Raw genomic sequence first — 14109 nt, 5'->3', positions numbered from 1 at the left:
GCCGCGTTATTCACGCGTAATTCGTCTCATTTATCGAACCGCGGCGCAATGCCCCGGGGGCTCATCGATGACGGCCCGACGCGACGCAATGCTCGACGGCTTCGCCTACGGTCGCGAAAAACGGTGCCGTATGAGTGAACTTCTCGAACAGCCCATATTGGCGCAAAAGATCTTTAACAGGTCCTTTCATCTCGGCGAAACATAGCGCAATGCCTTGCGCGCGCAACTCGTCGTGCAAACGCGCTAAAACGTCGGCCGCCGTGACGTCGATATCGGTAATCGGCTCGGCCGCCACGATCGCCCATCGCACGTCGCGCCCGGAGCGAGCGATAGCCTCCCGCAAATGCTCGGCGAAGATATTCGCATTGGCGAAAAACAGCGGCGCGTCCCACCGGAAAAGCAACAATCCGGGCAACTGCCGCGCATCGGGATGACGCGTGACGTCGTGATAGCCGCGCAGGCCTGCAACCCGGCCGAGCACGGCATCGTAGGGATGCCAGGCACGCCATACGAACGAAAGCAGCGCAAGTCCGACCGCCATGAAGATGCCCTGCACCACGCCGAGCAGGACGACGCCGACGAAACACAGCAGGGATACCGCGAACTCGCTGCGCCTGCGCCGGTAAAGACGCGCCACATCACGGATTTGCATGACGGCGATCGAGGCGCAGATCACGACGGCGGCCAACGCGGCATGCGGCACATGCGCCAATAGCCCCGGCGCGAACAGCAAAAGCGCGGCGATGCATACGGCGGCCACAATGCCCGTGATCTGCGTTTGCGCGCCGGCGGCTTGGGCGACGGGCGTGCGCGACGCGCTGCTGCTGACGGGGCACCCCTGCAACAAGCCGGCGAGCAAATTCGCCGCACCGAGCGCGATGAGTTCCTGATTCCGGTCGGGGTTGCGATCCGCCCGCGATGCAAACACGCGCGATAACACGCTGATGTCGGCGAATGAGACGAACGCGATGGCAAGCGCACCGCCGGACAAGCGGCGAATCTCAGGCCACGACACACTCGGCATACGCGGCAGCGTCCATCCCGAGGGGATCGCGCCGATCACCGGCACGACCACGTGATACGCATGGCGCAGCCACCATCCCGTAAGAGCCGCCATGACGAATACGACGATGAATATCCCCGGCAACGACGGCGCGAGCCTGCGCTGGGCGAGGATCGTTGCCACGCAGGTCAGGCCGATCGCGGCCGTTGCAAGATGGATTTGCCCGGCGAGAACGGCATGGGTGACGCTCAGGACGTCGTCGAGAAACGTCTCCCCCGCACCCGAAAACCCGAGCAAGCTCGGTAGTTGACTGGCTATCAACGTAAGGCCGATGCCGTTCAGATAGCCATACCGGATCGGATCGGAGAGCAAATCCGAAACGAAGCCGAGCCTAACGAGACCAAACATCGTGCAGACCGCGCCGGCCATGATCGCCAACATCGATGCGAGCGCCACGACCTGGCTCCCGCCCCCCGGCGATAGCGGCAGGACAGTCGCGGCAATCAATGCGGCAAGCGCCGAATCGGGGCCCAGAACGAGAATGCGGCTGGGGCCGAAAATCGCGTAACCCGTCAATGCCGCGATCGACGCATAAAGGCCCGTGATCACGGGCAAACCGGCGGCTTCCGCATAGCTCATTCCCACGGGAATCAGCATCGTCGTCAGCACGAGCCCGGCGAACAGATCCTTGGCGAGCCACGCGCGCCGATAGCCTCGCAGCATCGATACGGCGGGCACCCAGTGTTCGAAATCGAAGCGCGCGCGCTCGCGGTCGGGGGACTTTGCCATGGGCTAGGGCTCGGGCTCGCCGCCGCGCGACCGCGACAGGTTCGTCAGCGGCCCGTGCTACCCATGAACCGCGGCTCGGGATCGTCCATCGCGTGCGGCATGCTAGTGCCCGCCTGCGTCACGCCCGCTTTGATCGCGGCGACGCGGCGCGTCAAACGCGGATGCGTCCGGCTGATTTCGGTCAGAAAGCCGAAGATCGGCGGGACCATCGCTTCCTGGGCCACGAAGGCGTCGCAGTTCATCTGAGGGTTCAGGCGCCGGCAACCGCAGCCAAGCATCTGCAGCGCGCCGCGCGATGCATGCGCGTCTTTGGACAAATAGGCGCCGATGCTGTCGCACGTATATTCGCGCGAACGCGAGTAGGCCTTTCCGAGAAACGGTACGGCGTGCGCGGGAATCTTCAGCGCATTGAGCCAAGGGTTCAGGTGACCCGCGGCATGGTGCCCGAGTTCGTGACCGATTACGAAACGCACCTGCGCATCGTTATTCGCTTCGACCAGCGCCGAGGTCAGAAATACATACCGGCCGCCCAACAGCCGGCGTGCGAACGCGTTGAAAATCCCGTTGGAGTTGTAGATGAACGTCGCGGGCGGCTCAGCGAGGCCGATCTCGCGCGAACCATCGACGACCATCCGGTATAACTCGGGAAACTGGTTCGGCCCGACGAGCACCATGTTCCCGAACGCCGAGGCGCGGTATGCCGCACTCATGAGCCACATGAAGATGGCGAAGGCCACACCGTATCCAACGTAAAGACGCACGATATGCCCGATCTTCGGGGCATCCCATTCTTTCACGACGAACCACAGCAGGATGGCCCAAAGGATCGCCCCCGCCGCCAGCATCATGAATTGGTATCGCCGCTCGCTCTTATAACGTAGCGAACCCACTAAGTTAGACATTGATCCCCTCGTGCTATTCAATAGTTACTTAACGTCGTTTTTTTGAATTAACCGCGGCACGGCCACAAGCGGGCAATTCCGCCTCTCTCGCCGAATTCGATTTTTGCAATCGACGGCGGCGTTACATTACAGGGCGAACAGCGTTTGCGCTAGATCGCGCGGCTACGCCGATCGTCCCGGCCCTCACAATTCGAATGTAACGCGCGAATCGACCGGGACATTGTTGCAATTGGATGTCCGTTATTGGAGCCGGCACGAATACTCGCCGCCCCAATTGCCGCTATCGCAACGCTGGCACGTATAGCTTGGACACTGGCTGATCGCTTGATTCGGCAACGTGCATTTGGACACGATCGTGCCGTCCGCCACCATGCTGCCGTCGGAGGCCTTACATGCCGCGCCCACGGATGGGGCCGCACCGGCGGCCGCACCCGACGGGGCTTGAGCGCCCATCGGCGCGCATCCGGCAGCCATCTGCACCAGAGCGGCCATCGCCAACATCTTGGTCCATCGATTCGACGACATGACGCGCCTCCTTCGAGCGTGTAGACGATATGGCGGACGGTGTCGCCGCCTAATCGAGCAGCATATACCCCGGACGGAACGAGGCAAGACCGTAGTATCGATCAACGCGGTCCGCGGCACGCTCAAAGCCGGCGGTCGCCTCGGCTTCGGTACGAGAAATGCTTCTTACCAGGCCTATCCGTTCTTCGGAGACGCTCATGGACCGCAAACGCACCGCCTTCGTCGCGTCGAACGCCATCAAGCAAGGCATGGTCATGTGCATCGTCGCGACGCTGTGCACAGCGTGCAGCGGAGGCGGAGGCAATGGGGGAAGCCCCGCCTCGGCCGGAAGCGCGGGCGGCTCAGGCAGCGGCGCAGGTAGTGGATCCGGCAACGGCGCCGGGAGCGGATCCGGCGGCGGCACGACATCGGCCGCGGACGTGCTCACGTATCACAACGACATTGCCCGCACCGGGCAATACTTGGCGGAAACGACGCTCACGCCGGCCAACGTCAATGCCACGCAGTTCGGTAAGGTCGGCTTTCTGTCCGTCGATGGCAAGGTGGACGCCGAGCCGCTCTACGCGGGCAGTGTGTCGATAGGCGGGGCGGCTCACAACGTCGTGTTCGTCGCCACCGAACACGATACCGTCTACGCGTTCGACGCCGATACGCGCGCAACGCTGTGGCGGCGCTCGCTGCTCGCAAGCGGCGAAACGACGAGCGACGATCACGGCTGCAGCCAAATCACGCCTGAGATCGGCATTACCTCGACGCCCGTCATCGACCGCTCGCGCGGGGCAAACGGCGCGCTCTACGCGGTGGCGATGAGCAAGGACGCACAGGGCGCCTATCACCAGCGGCTGCATGCTCTCGACTTGTCGACGGGCGCCGAACTCAACGGCGGCCCCGCCGAGATTTCCGCGACGTTCCCCGGCAACGGTGCGATCAGCACGAACGGAGTCGCGATTTTCAATCCGGCGCAATACGCCGAACGGCAAGCGCTCACGCTCGTGAACGGCAAGCTCTACCTCGGCTGGACGTCGCATTGCGACCAAGGGGTCTACGGCGGGTGGGTGATGGCCTACGACGCCGGTACGCTCGCCCAAACGAGCGCCATCGATCTCACGCCGAACGGCAGCGAAGGCTCCGTCTGGATGGCCGGCGCAGGCATGGCATCCGATGGCAACGCCTTGTATCTGCTCGATGCCAATGGCACGTTCGACACGACGCTCGATAGCAGCGGCTTCCCCTCGCACGGCGACTACGGCAACACGTTCTTGAAGCTGGCAACGACGCCCAAGTTATCCGTCGCCGATTACTTTGCGCCGATGAACACGGTCGCTCAATCGAATCAGGACGTCGATCTCGGCTCGGGCGGCGCGCTCGTACTCCCCGACCTCACCGATGCGGCCGGTGCGACACGGCATCTGGCCGTCGGGGCGGGCAAGGACTCGAAGATCTACATCGTCGATCGAGATGCGATGGGCAAGTTCGACAGCACCAAGAACGCCATTTGGCAGGAGATCGACGGGCAACTGACTAGCGGCGTGTTCGGCATGCCCGCCTACTACGGCAACGCCGTCTACTATGGCGCCGTCGGCGATCGGCTCAAAGCCTTTCCGATCGCGTCGGCTCGCTTGGCGTCGGCACCCAGCTCGAGCAGTGCGAATACGTTCCCCTATCCGGGCACGACGCCCAGCGTCTCGGCAAACGGTACGCAAAACGCCATCGTCTGGGCCGCGCAAAACGGCGCCGTCGGCGCGTTGCGCGCGTTCAACGCAAGCAACCTCGGCCAGGAGCTTTACAACAGCAACCAGGCGGGCTCGCGCGATACGTTCGGGCCGGGCAATAAATTCATCGCGCCGATGATCGCGCACGGCCATGTCTATGTCGGCACGACCAACGGCGTGGCGGTGTTCGGCTTGATAGGACAGTAGAATCGTTTAACTTTCGTCCCGTTGCCTATCCGTTGCCTATCCGTTGCCTATCGCCCCCATGAGCCACTTCCGCCCCGTTGCACTCGAACACGCCAGCCGCCTGATCAACCATGGCCCTACCGTCCTCGTCACCACGGCCGACGGTTCACGTCGCAACGTCATGGCGGCTGCGTGGTCGATGCCCGTCGAGTTCACGCCGCCGCGCATCGCCATCGTCATCGACAAAACCACGTTCACGCGCCAGTTGATGACCGCGAGCGGCACGTTCGCCGTCTGTATCCCCGGCGCCGCGGCGATCGATTTGACTTACGCGGTCGGCAGCACGAGCGGCCGCGAGGTCGATAAGTTCGCGCGCTTTGCGATTGCCACGGCGACCGGGCCCGAACTCGGATTGCCGCTGATCGAAGCCGGCTGCGCGGCGTGGATGGAGTGCAAGCTGATTCGCGAGCCGCATACGGAAGACGCCTACGACACCTGTTTCGGCGAGGTCGTCGCGGCCGCGGCCGATGCGCGCGTGTTCGATCAAGGCCGCTGGCGGTTCGACGATGCGAACGCGGATCTCCATACCATCCACCATCTAGGCGGCGGCACCTTCGCGCGCGTATCGAACCTCGTCGCCGCGAAACCGTTGTAGCGGCCTTCGCCGGCGGGCGTCACGAGTCGTTCGCAAGGAAACTGTAAAATTGCCGGTTCGCGCGTGCATGGATCGTCGATGCACGCGCGCAACCGGGAACAAAACAGGAAGAACGCCCCATGCATCAACGCAAGCCTCTGGAAAAACTGCTCGAGTTTTCCCTTTTCAAGTCGCGCTGGCTGCTCGCGCCGTTTTACGTCGGTCTCGTGTTCTCGCTCGTCATGCTGCTGGTCGCGTTCGTCGAAGAGCTCGTGCACGCGCTCGGCGGCGTACTGCACGCTTCCCCCGAGCAGATCATTCTCGCGACGCTTTCTCTCATCGATCTCTCGCTCGCGGCCAACCTCGTCGTCATCGTGATTTTCTCGGGCTACGAAAACTTCATTTCGAAGATCGATACAGGCGACAGCGAGGACCGTCCAAGCTGGATGGGCACGCTCGACTTCTCGGGCCTGAAGATGAAACTGATCGGCTCGATCGTCGCCATCTCGGCGATCTCGTTGCTCCGCGCGTTCATGAGTCTGACCGAGCAAGACATCCCGCTCGACGAGGCGCGCGTGCGCTGGCTCGTGATCTTGCACCTGACGTTCATCGTGTCGGGCGTGCTGTTCGCGGCGATGGATTGGATTGCGGCTCGTTCGGAGAGCCACTGAGCGGGTGAAGGGGCAAGCTCATCGGCCGCACGCGCGACGCGTGCGGCGGATCGGCAAGCAAGACTCAGGCGTGGTGCGCGACGATGCACACTTGATTGCGCCCGGCGTGCTTCGCGTCATAAAGCGCTTGATCGGCCTCGGCCACGAGCGCGGCCACACCGGTCAAGCCGGGCGAGGCGGCGCAGCCGCCCACGCTCACCGTCACTTTCAGTTGGCCGGAGCTCACTTCGAGCGCATCGGCCTCGATAGCATGGCGAATCTTTTCGGCCACGACCGCGGCGCCCGACTCGTCGCAATGCGGCAGCACCACCATGAACTCCTCGCCGCCATAGCGCCCCAAGATATCGCTGTTACGTAGTTGCGGCGAAACGGTGGCGGCGATTTTGCGCAGTACGGCATCGCCCGTCGGGTGGCCGTACGTGTCGTTGATCCGCTTGAAATGATCGATGTCGAACAGCAGCACGGCGAAAGAATCGTGATGGCGCGTCCAACTGTTGTATTCGGCCAGCAGCCTGCGATCGACGTGCCGGCGGTTGTACAGCCCCGTAAGCGCGTCGCGCTCGGACGAGTCGCGCAGCGCGTCGAGCGCGGCTTCGCGCTCTTTCCACGCCGTCGCGAGTTCCGTCACGTCGGCGATCGTCACGCACACGGCCACGACCTCGCCGTTCTCGATCAACGGCATGAACGAGCAATCTTGCTGCATCAAATCGAGCGAACCCGTGATCGGGCAATCATGCTCGAACGGCAACAGCCACGGCCGGTGCTGCCATGACGAGAACGAGCCGCTATGGAGCAAAAAGACCGTATCGAATTTGCGCTTGAGCCACGCGCGCGGCAAGTCGGGAAAGCAATCGAAGAAACTACGCCCGATCGCTTGCGCGGCGGTGAGGCCGCTGTGCTCATCCATGAAGCGGTTCCAAAGCACGACGCGGTAGTCGCGATCCACGGCAAAAATGCCGAGCCCAACGCGCTCCAGTGCGAGCTCGCTCAAGCGAGCGGTGCCAGGGATGTCCATCTTGTGCAGCTACGATAAGTTCAAAGATTGGCCAGGAAGCCTTCCAGCGCCGTCACGAGCGACTGCACCGCCTTGGCCGTCATCAGCGTCAGCAGATGCGAGCCGAACACGCCGTCTTCGGTCTGCAAATTGACCTCGAGCAACAACGCGCGGTCCCAAGGGAGCTTGGAGGGATGCAACACCTCTTCGAGGTCGAGTTGCACGCCGATCACGCGCGGGGGCGTAAACGTCGGCAACTGCCCGAGCTGCTCGAACAATCCCGTCAAGCACGCGCCGGCGATCAAATTGGCGACGTCCGATAGGGCCTCGGCGTCGGACATTTCTTCCTCGCCCTGCTCCCCCAGCATGTCATCGGAGCCGAACACCGCCTTCATGTGCTCGGCGCTGCGGCTGTCGAACAGCGAGATCGCCTCCCCGGCGATGTCGCAGCGAAAACTTTGGCGCAGCGCCGTCACGGGCTCCGTGAAGTCGAGCATATCGCGCACGGCCGTGGGCAGCGTGTCGGTATCGACCATGCGGATGCGCGGCACGGACAGGTGCACGAAGCGCCCGAGCAGCGCGGCAAGGCGCGCGCCCGCTTGGCCCATGCCAATGTTCGCGATCTCTTGCAGCGCGTCGCGCTGGTCTTCGGTGAGGATAGGCTCACTCATACAATCCGTACTCTTTCAAGACCGGCAACAACTTTGCACTCGAAATCGGCTTATCGATGAAAGCGACGGCGCCGAGCGCCTTCACACGAGCTTTCGCTTCGGGTTGAATATCGGCGGAGACGACGATCACGAAGCTATCGAGGCCTTCCGCACGGACGGTCTCGAGCACGTCGAAACCCGTGATGCCGGGCATCGTCAGATCGAGAAACATGACCGAGGCGCGTCCTTCGCGGTAGGCCGCCAGCGCATCCGCACCGTTCGCGGCTTGAGTGATTTCGACGTCCCACGCCTCGGGCAAGGCGTTGATCAGCAGTCGGCGGGCGAGCGTCGAATCGTCCACGACCAGTACAGGCAATCCCATTTTCGGCTATTCCTTCGAAACCTGTCTGATATAACGGCCGCCTGCCTTGAATCTGAAGTACTCAGAAACCCCAACGAAGAAAACGTTTACATAGGGCGCAAACGTTCGCGTAAACGTTTGTTTTTGCGTGGCATTTCGGTTACTTAGGTTTCCTTAACTTTATTAGACCGGAGCAGATTTAGTTAAACGGGGCCGGGTATTAAAATCAACCCCCGTAAAAGCGGTCCGAGCGTTGCCGCCCATTTCAGACTCACGGGTTCGTTCAAAGGGCTTGCGTTTGCACCGGAACGCCGATCTTGCCGTCCGTCTCCGGCGCGATCACTAGATAGCGGCGCCTATCGTTCGGCGCCGAACCCGGATCGGCGGCCGCAACGGCCTGCCGGATCTGACCCACCGCATTGACGATCGCGGCGCCCGCCGGATTGGTCGTGAAACGCGAGAGCACGTCGATGGCGCCGCTGCCATCCGCCCGATCGGCAAGACCCAACACATAGGATCGTTTCGGCTGCAAGCCCGCCACTGCCGCTTGCATCACTTGAGACAATCCCTGATCGAACAAGGTCACGCTCGTATGCGCATCGGTCGCGCCCGCGCGCGGCAGCAAGGCGATCTGGGCTGTGCTGCCGGCTATGCCGAGCGGCTGCAAATTCGAGGTCCCATCGCCACGCGGCACCGCTTCGGGCACGTAGGCGACGGCTTGCGGCGCTTGTCCGATCGGCACGTTCGCCAAGACCTTGTTCGTCAGCGTATCGATGACCGCCATCGCATCGGCGTTTTCGAGGCCGACGTATAGACGGCTGCCGTCGCCCGACGGCCAGGCGCCATGCGGCAGGCTGCCTACGGGGATCGTCGCGACTTGGCTGAAATCGTCGGTACGGAAAACCTTCACTTCGTTCAGTCCGCCGATCGTGACATAGGCGAACATCCCGTTCGCGTTACGCACGATGTTGACGTGGTTCGTGATGGGGCCCGTGTCGATCGTTTTGAGCAACGCAAACGGCGGCCGGGCCTCGAAGACTTGCGTCTTGCCTACGTCCTTCAACGTAAACCACACCTCGTTGCCGTCGGGGGTGGCCGCGATGTTGGGACAAAACGGGCTCGCTTGCGCAACCTTGCCGACGATCCGATGATCGGCGACCGAAATCACCTCCGTCTCGGGATTGAACGAAGAGCAGACATAGCCGTAGCGGCCGTCGGGGGAGAAGATTTGCATGCCCGGGCCGGCCGGGACTTTGATGCGCGTCTTCTCCTCGAACGTCGCCGCATCGAGAACGTCCACGTAGTCCTCCCCGCGCACGGTCACCCACAGTTCGCGACCGTCGGGCGTGAAAAACGCCTCGTGCGGCGAACGGCCGACATAGGTGACGTGTTTGACCGTATTGGTCTGCGTATCGATAAACGTCACGGAATTGGAGCCGATGGAGACGACCGCGAGGGTTCGATGATCGGGAGAGAACCCCATGCCGTGGACGAGAAGTTGCCCTTTGTACAGCGGACTGAAATTGGCAGGCGCGGGATCGCCGAGACGAATGACGCCGAGCAGGCGATTGTCGAGCGGATCGATGACCGATACCGTGTTCGAGAACTGCTCGGCGGCATAGACCCGGTCGCGATGACTCACCGGGATGTCGGGAGCGGACGCCGCGCCCGGCGCCTGGCCCGCGAAAGCGCAAGGCATGGCGGCGAGAAAAGACGCGGCCAGCGCCGCTCGGAAAATTCGCGTTGCTTCGGTTTTCATTACGTTTCCTGATCGATGAGTTAACGTGACGGCGGTTCGGACTCGACGCGCTTCAATTGGTCGGGGGCGGGTAGCGCGGGCGGCAATGGCTGACCGAGCGCCAACCGCATTGCCGTGATTTCCTGTTGCTGCTCGACGATGATTTCTTGCGCCATACGACGCAACGTTTCGCTGTGGCCGTAGCGCAATTCGGCCTGGGCCATATCGATGGCGCCTTGATGGTGAGGGATCATCATCGCGACGAAGTCGCGATCGACATCGCCGCTCGGTTTCGCGTCCATGCCGGCCATCATGGCCGTCATCGCCTCGTCGTTCTCCGCGAGAAAAGCAGCCTCACGGCTATCGGCGCGCGCGGCCAGGGCCACGACGGGAATGCTCCCCGCGCACGCCCAACACACGGCAATACCAAGCGCGAACGCATGCGATCGGCGCAGCGTAGGCAAATTCATCGAGCCTCCGGATAAGAAATGGGACAGCACCGTCGAGGCAAACACAAGCCGGTGTCCTTTATTCCCCGGCCCCCGGCGAGCGGCCTCGGCCCTGTCGCAGGACGCCCGGCTTCGGCTGGAATAAACTCGCGCCACACGTGTTTGCCCGCTTGAGGGCGACAGTGCGCGGCGCCATCCCGGCCGCCGCGCGGGCATGCGCTCGGTAGACGAATGGATATCCGGAACGAATTGGCGGTGCACGTCCCGCGCTTGCGCCGTTATGCGAGAGCCCTGCTGCACAATCGCGAGCTCGCCGACGACCTCGTGCAAGACACGCTCGAGCGCGCGCTGGCGCGCGTCGCGCTGTTCACGCCCGGCACCGACTTGCGCGCGTGGCTTTTCACGATCATGCACAATCTGTTCGCCAATCAGGCGCGCCGCGCGTCCGTGCGCGCCTTGCATGTCAGCGTCGACGACGCGGGCGTCGACGAACGCGAGTTCGCGGTGCCGGCACCTCAAACGCGGTCGCTCGAGGTCAGAGACCTCGATGCCGCTCTGCAGCAGCTACCGCACGAGCAGCGCGTCGTCGTGCTGCTCGTCGGGTTGGAGGACATGAGCTATGCCGAGGTTGCCCTCATGCTGGGTGTGCCGATCGGCACGGTGATGTCGCGGTTGTCGCGCGGCCGCGAAAAGCTCAGAACGTTGATGACGGGTGCACGCCCTGTCGAAAAGCTACGGGTGGTCAAGTGAGAGACGAGATAAACGCCATCGACGACGCCGAATTGCACGCGTACGTGGACGGCGCGCTGCCTGAAGCGCGCCGTGTCGAGATCGACGCGCTCGTCGCGCGGCACCCCGAGCTGGCCGAGCGCGTCGGCCAATATCGTTCGCTCGGAGCCCTTTTGCACGATCGCTACGATCGCGTCTTGGACGAGCCCATGCCGGCTCGCTTGCAAGCCGCTATGCAGCGGCAAGCGCAAGGGCCGTTCGCGAATCGGCATCGTTGGATGGCGCTCGCGGCGATGCTCGTGTTGGGCATCGGCATCGGAGCGGGCGTCGATTCCGGCGTGCGCCGCTTCGCCGACGGGGGTTTTCCGATGGGGGGCAACGAGGCACCGCATACGGTCGCGCTCGAGACCGGCACCGGCTTCGCCCGGCAGGCCGCCGTCGCGCACGTGGTCTACATGCCCGCGGTGGACCGGCCTGCGAACGCCGCCGAACAAGACGAGCGCGAATTCATGCGCTGGCTCACGGACCGGCTGGGGACCACCATCCATCCGCCGCTGCTGTCCCGCGCGGGTTTCGAGTTGACGGGCGGCCGCCTGCTGCCCGGCGCCGATGGGCCGACCGCATTGTTCATGTATCGGGATCAGCAAGGCGAACGCGTCACCTTGTGCATCGCGCGCCGCAATCCCAGCACGCACGCGACGGCCTTCAGGCTCTACCGGGACGGCCCGGTCAACGTCTTCTACTGGGTCGACGGCGACTTCGGCTACGCGGTCTCCGGCGGGATCGACCGCAATGTGTTGCTGGGCCTCGCGCGTACCGTACATACGCAATTGTCAGCCGGTACGGCGGGATAAGCTCGCACCGCAACACCGATTTCTTTGCGCGGCCGCGCATGCACTTGTTATAATTCGATCAACTTTCCGCTATAAATGTAACGTATTCGATCGGCGGTCCCTCCCCGCCTCGCGGCGTTCCTTGAAAGAATCGATGTCCAAATCCGATCGTCTGCGCGCCCTGGCCGATGCGCTCGATAAACACAGCGTCATGCGCTTGCGCGACGCCGCCGCGCTACTCGGCGTGTCGGAAATGACGGTGCGGCGCGATATCAATGCGAACCCCGAACGCTTTACCTATCTCGGCGGCTATATCGTCAGCGCGGCCAACGTACCGAACGCGGCCGGCTATTCGCTCGAACAGGAGGAAGATCACTTCGCGCAGGCCAAGGCGCAAGCGTCCGCGCACGCCGCCGAACTAATCGCCGATAACGAAACGATCTTCATCGACTGCGGCACGACGCTCACGACGCTGGCGCGTCTGATTCCCGCGGACATGCAAATCACCGTGGTCTGCTACTCGCTCAACATCGCGGAGATTTTGCGCGGCATGCCCAACGTGCGGATGATTCTGCTCGGCGGCGTCTACGTGCCGTCGTCCGATTCGTTCACGGGCGACGAAAGCCTCGAGATGCTCAGGCGCATGGGCATCAACAAGGCATTCATCTCGGCGGGCGGCATCGACGACGCGCGTGGCGTCACATGCTGGAATTTCCACGAGGTGGCGATCAAGCAAGCGGCCATGGCCAACGCCGTCGAAAGCCATCTCGTCGCCGATACGAGCAAGTTCGGCGTCGTCAAAGCCGTGCGCTTCTCGCAGATCGATGCCTTCGACTCGATCGTCACGGAGAAAGGACAGGAGCGGCGCAAGCGCAGCGCTTGATGCGCCTTGCCGCCGGGCGCGGGCGATCAGCCGCGGCGGCGCAATACGAACAGCACGCCGGCAACCAGGATGAATGCCCCCACGATGACTTTCTGCCACGTGCTGGGCACGCCGACGAGTATCAGGGTATTGTCGACGAGCGTGACGAGCGCCACGCCGAGCAGCGTGCCGAGGACGGTCCCGCTGCCGCCCGTGATGCGCGCGCCGCCGAGAATCACGGCGGCGATGACGTCGAGTTCGGAACCCACGAGATCGAACGGATTCGCGAGCCGGTTGTTCGACACATGCAAGATGCCGGCGATGCCCGCGAGCAAGCCCGTATAACCGAACACGAACAAATGAACGGCACGCACGTTGTAGCCGAGCCGCTCGGCGATCGTGAGGCTGCCGCCCATCGCATAGACCGCGCGCCCCATCATGGTCCGATTGAGCAGCCACCAGGTCAGCACGGCCGCCGCCGCCAACGCCAGCACGGAGACCGGCAGCACGGCGTCGAGCCCATCCACCGTGCGATAGGCCATGAGCGGTATGCGCCCGAAGCGGTCCATGCTGTGCGGGATATTCATAAAGAAGGTCGTGCCGACGAACGTCAGCAAGATGCCGCGATACAGATACTGCGTACCGATCGTGACGATCAGCGACGGCGCCTTGAGCCGATGCACGAGCACGCCGTTGACGAGCCCGAGCAGGACGCCGCCCACGGCTCCGGTGAGCAGGATCAACGCGAACGGCGCATCGGGCCACCAGGCGAAAACGGCCTTCGTGATCGAGTACATCGTCAAGGCCGCGATCGCCGTGAACGAGACGTCGATGCCGCCCGACGCGAGCACCACGAGCGTGCCGAGCGCGAACAGCGCGGTCGTCGTCGCCGAATGGAGCAGATCGAACAGCGTCGCCCATTGCAGGAAGCGCGGATTGATCGACGCAATGACGACGCCCGAGAGGACGATCAGTCCGGCGGGCAGCCATTCGGGGCGGCGCGCGAGCTTGGCGCGCCAGTCGGGAGCGCGGCGCCGGCCGGCCATGTCGACGGGATCGGTGGAACTCATC

The 14109-nt window shown here is 63.4% G+C and carries 15 protein-coding genes; 6 read left to right on the top strand and 9 right to left on the bottom strand.

The window, feature by feature from the left end; translation table 11 throughout:
- Positions 1–61: 61 nt before the first annotated feature.
- The 3 genes from DXT59_RS23070 to DXT59_RS23060 form a co-directional block, all read right to left on the bottom strand.
- Positions 62–1792: a SulP family inorganic anion transporter gene (locus DXT59_RS23070; protein WP_116139487.1), complete on the bottom strand. Its 1731-nt coding sequence runs from the start codon at positions 1790–1792 to the stop codon at positions 62–64.
- A 44-nt stretch (positions 1793–1836) separates the two neighbouring features.
- Positions 1837–2694, bottom strand: coding sequence for a M48 family metallopeptidase (locus DXT59_RS23065; protein WP_116139485.1), 858 nt, complete (start codon positions 2692–2694; stop codon positions 1837–1839).
- A 240-nt stretch (positions 2695–2934) separates the two neighbouring features.
- Positions 2935–3219, bottom strand: a complete 285-nt coding sequence (locus tag DXT59_RS23060; RefSeq protein WP_116139483.1) for a hypothetical protein — start codon at positions 3217–3219, stop codon at positions 2935–2937.
- Between the two features lie 248 nt (positions 3220–3467).
- Between DXT59_RS23060 and DXT59_RS23055 the strand changes: the two genes are divergently transcribed.
- The 3 genes from DXT59_RS23055 (at position 3468) to DXT59_RS23045 (ending at position 6422) form a co-directional block, all read left to right on the top strand.
- Positions 3468–5138, top strand: a complete 1671-nt coding sequence (locus tag DXT59_RS23055) for a pyrrolo-quinoline quinone (RefSeq protein ID WP_420823423.1) — start codon at positions 3468–3470, stop codon at positions 5136–5138.
- 58 nt (positions 5139–5196) lie between these two features.
- Entirely contained in the window at positions 5197–5772 is a 576-nt protein-coding gene (locus DXT59_RS23050; RefSeq protein ID WP_116139479.1) for a flavin reductase family protein, read from the top strand.
- A 119-nt stretch (positions 5773–5891) separates the two neighbouring features.
- Positions 5892–6422 carry a TIGR00645 family protein gene (locus DXT59_RS23045; RefSeq protein WP_116139477.1) on the top strand — a complete coding sequence of 177 codons (531 nt, stop codon included), beginning with the start codon at positions 5892–5894 and terminating at the stop codon, positions 6420–6422.
- A 64-nt stretch (positions 6423–6486) separates the two neighbouring features.
- Here DXT59_RS23045 and DXT59_RS23040 read toward each other — a convergent pair whose 3' ends face one another.
- The 5 genes from DXT59_RS23040 to DXT59_RS23020 form a co-directional block, all read right to left on the bottom strand.
- Complete coding sequence (locus tag DXT59_RS23040) at positions 6487–7437, bottom strand: sensor domain-containing diguanylate cyclase (RefSeq protein WP_116139475.1); 951 nt, start codon at positions 7435–7437, stop codon at positions 6487–6489.
- A 20-nt stretch (positions 7438–7457) separates the two neighbouring features.
- Entirely contained in the window at positions 7458–8087 is a 630-nt protein-coding gene (locus tag DXT59_RS23035; RefSeq protein ID WP_116139473.1) for a chemotaxis protein CheC, read from the bottom strand.
- Positions 8080–8448, bottom strand: a complete 369-nt coding sequence (locus DXT59_RS23030; RefSeq protein WP_116139471.1) for a response regulator — start codon at positions 8446–8448, stop codon at positions 8080–8082. The genes DXT59_RS23035 and DXT59_RS23030 overlap by 8 nt, the downstream gene beginning before the upstream one ends.
- Positions 8449–8710: 262 nt before the next feature.
- Complete coding sequence (locus DXT59_RS23025; RefSeq protein ID WP_116139469.1) at positions 8711–10186, bottom strand: YncE family protein; 1476 nt, start codon at positions 10184–10186, stop codon at positions 8711–8713.
- A 20-nt stretch (positions 10187–10206) separates the two neighbouring features.
- On the bottom strand, positions 10207–10635 hold the full coding sequence (locus tag DXT59_RS23020) for a DUF305 domain-containing protein (RefSeq protein ID WP_116139467.1): 429 nt from the start codon (positions 10633–10635) through the stop codon (positions 10207–10209).
- Positions 10636–10845: 210 nt separating this feature from the next.
- Between DXT59_RS23020 and DXT59_RS23015 the strand changes: the two genes are divergently transcribed.
- The 3 genes from DXT59_RS23015 to DXT59_RS23005 all read left to right on the top strand — a co-directional run bounded on the left by DXT59_RS23015 (position 10846) and on the right by DXT59_RS23005 (position 13059).
- On the top strand, positions 10846–11364 hold the full coding sequence (locus DXT59_RS23015) for a sigma-70 family RNA polymerase sigma factor (protein WP_116139465.1): 519 nt from the start codon (positions 10846–10848) through the stop codon (positions 11362–11364).
- The gene (locus DXT59_RS23010; RefSeq protein WP_116139463.1) at positions 11361–12197 is read left to right on the top strand and encodes an anti-sigma factor family protein; all 837 of its coding nucleotides are present in this window, start codon (positions 11361–11363) and stop codon (positions 12195–12197) included. Before DXT59_RS23015 ends, DXT59_RS23010 begins: the two co-directional genes overlap by 4 nt.
- Positions 12198–12330: 133 nt before the next feature.
- Positions 12331–13059: a DeoR/GlpR family DNA-binding transcription regulator gene (locus tag DXT59_RS23005; RefSeq protein WP_116139597.1), complete on the top strand. Its 729-nt coding sequence runs from the start codon at positions 12331–12333 to the stop codon at positions 13057–13059.
- A 26-nt stretch (positions 13060–13085) separates the two neighbouring features.
- Here the strand turns inward: DXT59_RS23005 and DXT59_RS23000 are convergent, their stop codons facing one another.
- Positions 13086–14108 (bottom strand): ABC transporter permease, encoded by a 1023-nt coding sequence (locus DXT59_RS23000; protein ID WP_420823422.1) that lies wholly within the window; start codon positions 14106–14108, stop codon positions 13086–13088.
- Between the last annotated feature and the right edge of the window lies 1 nt (position 14109).

This window comes from Trinickia diaoshuihuensis, assembly GCF_003390925.1.
GTDB classification, from domain to species: domain Bacteria; phylum Pseudomonadota; class Gammaproteobacteria; order Burkholderiales; family Burkholderiaceae; genus Trinickia; species Trinickia diaoshuihuensis.
This window is presented reverse-complemented; position numbering and strand designations above follow the sequence as displayed.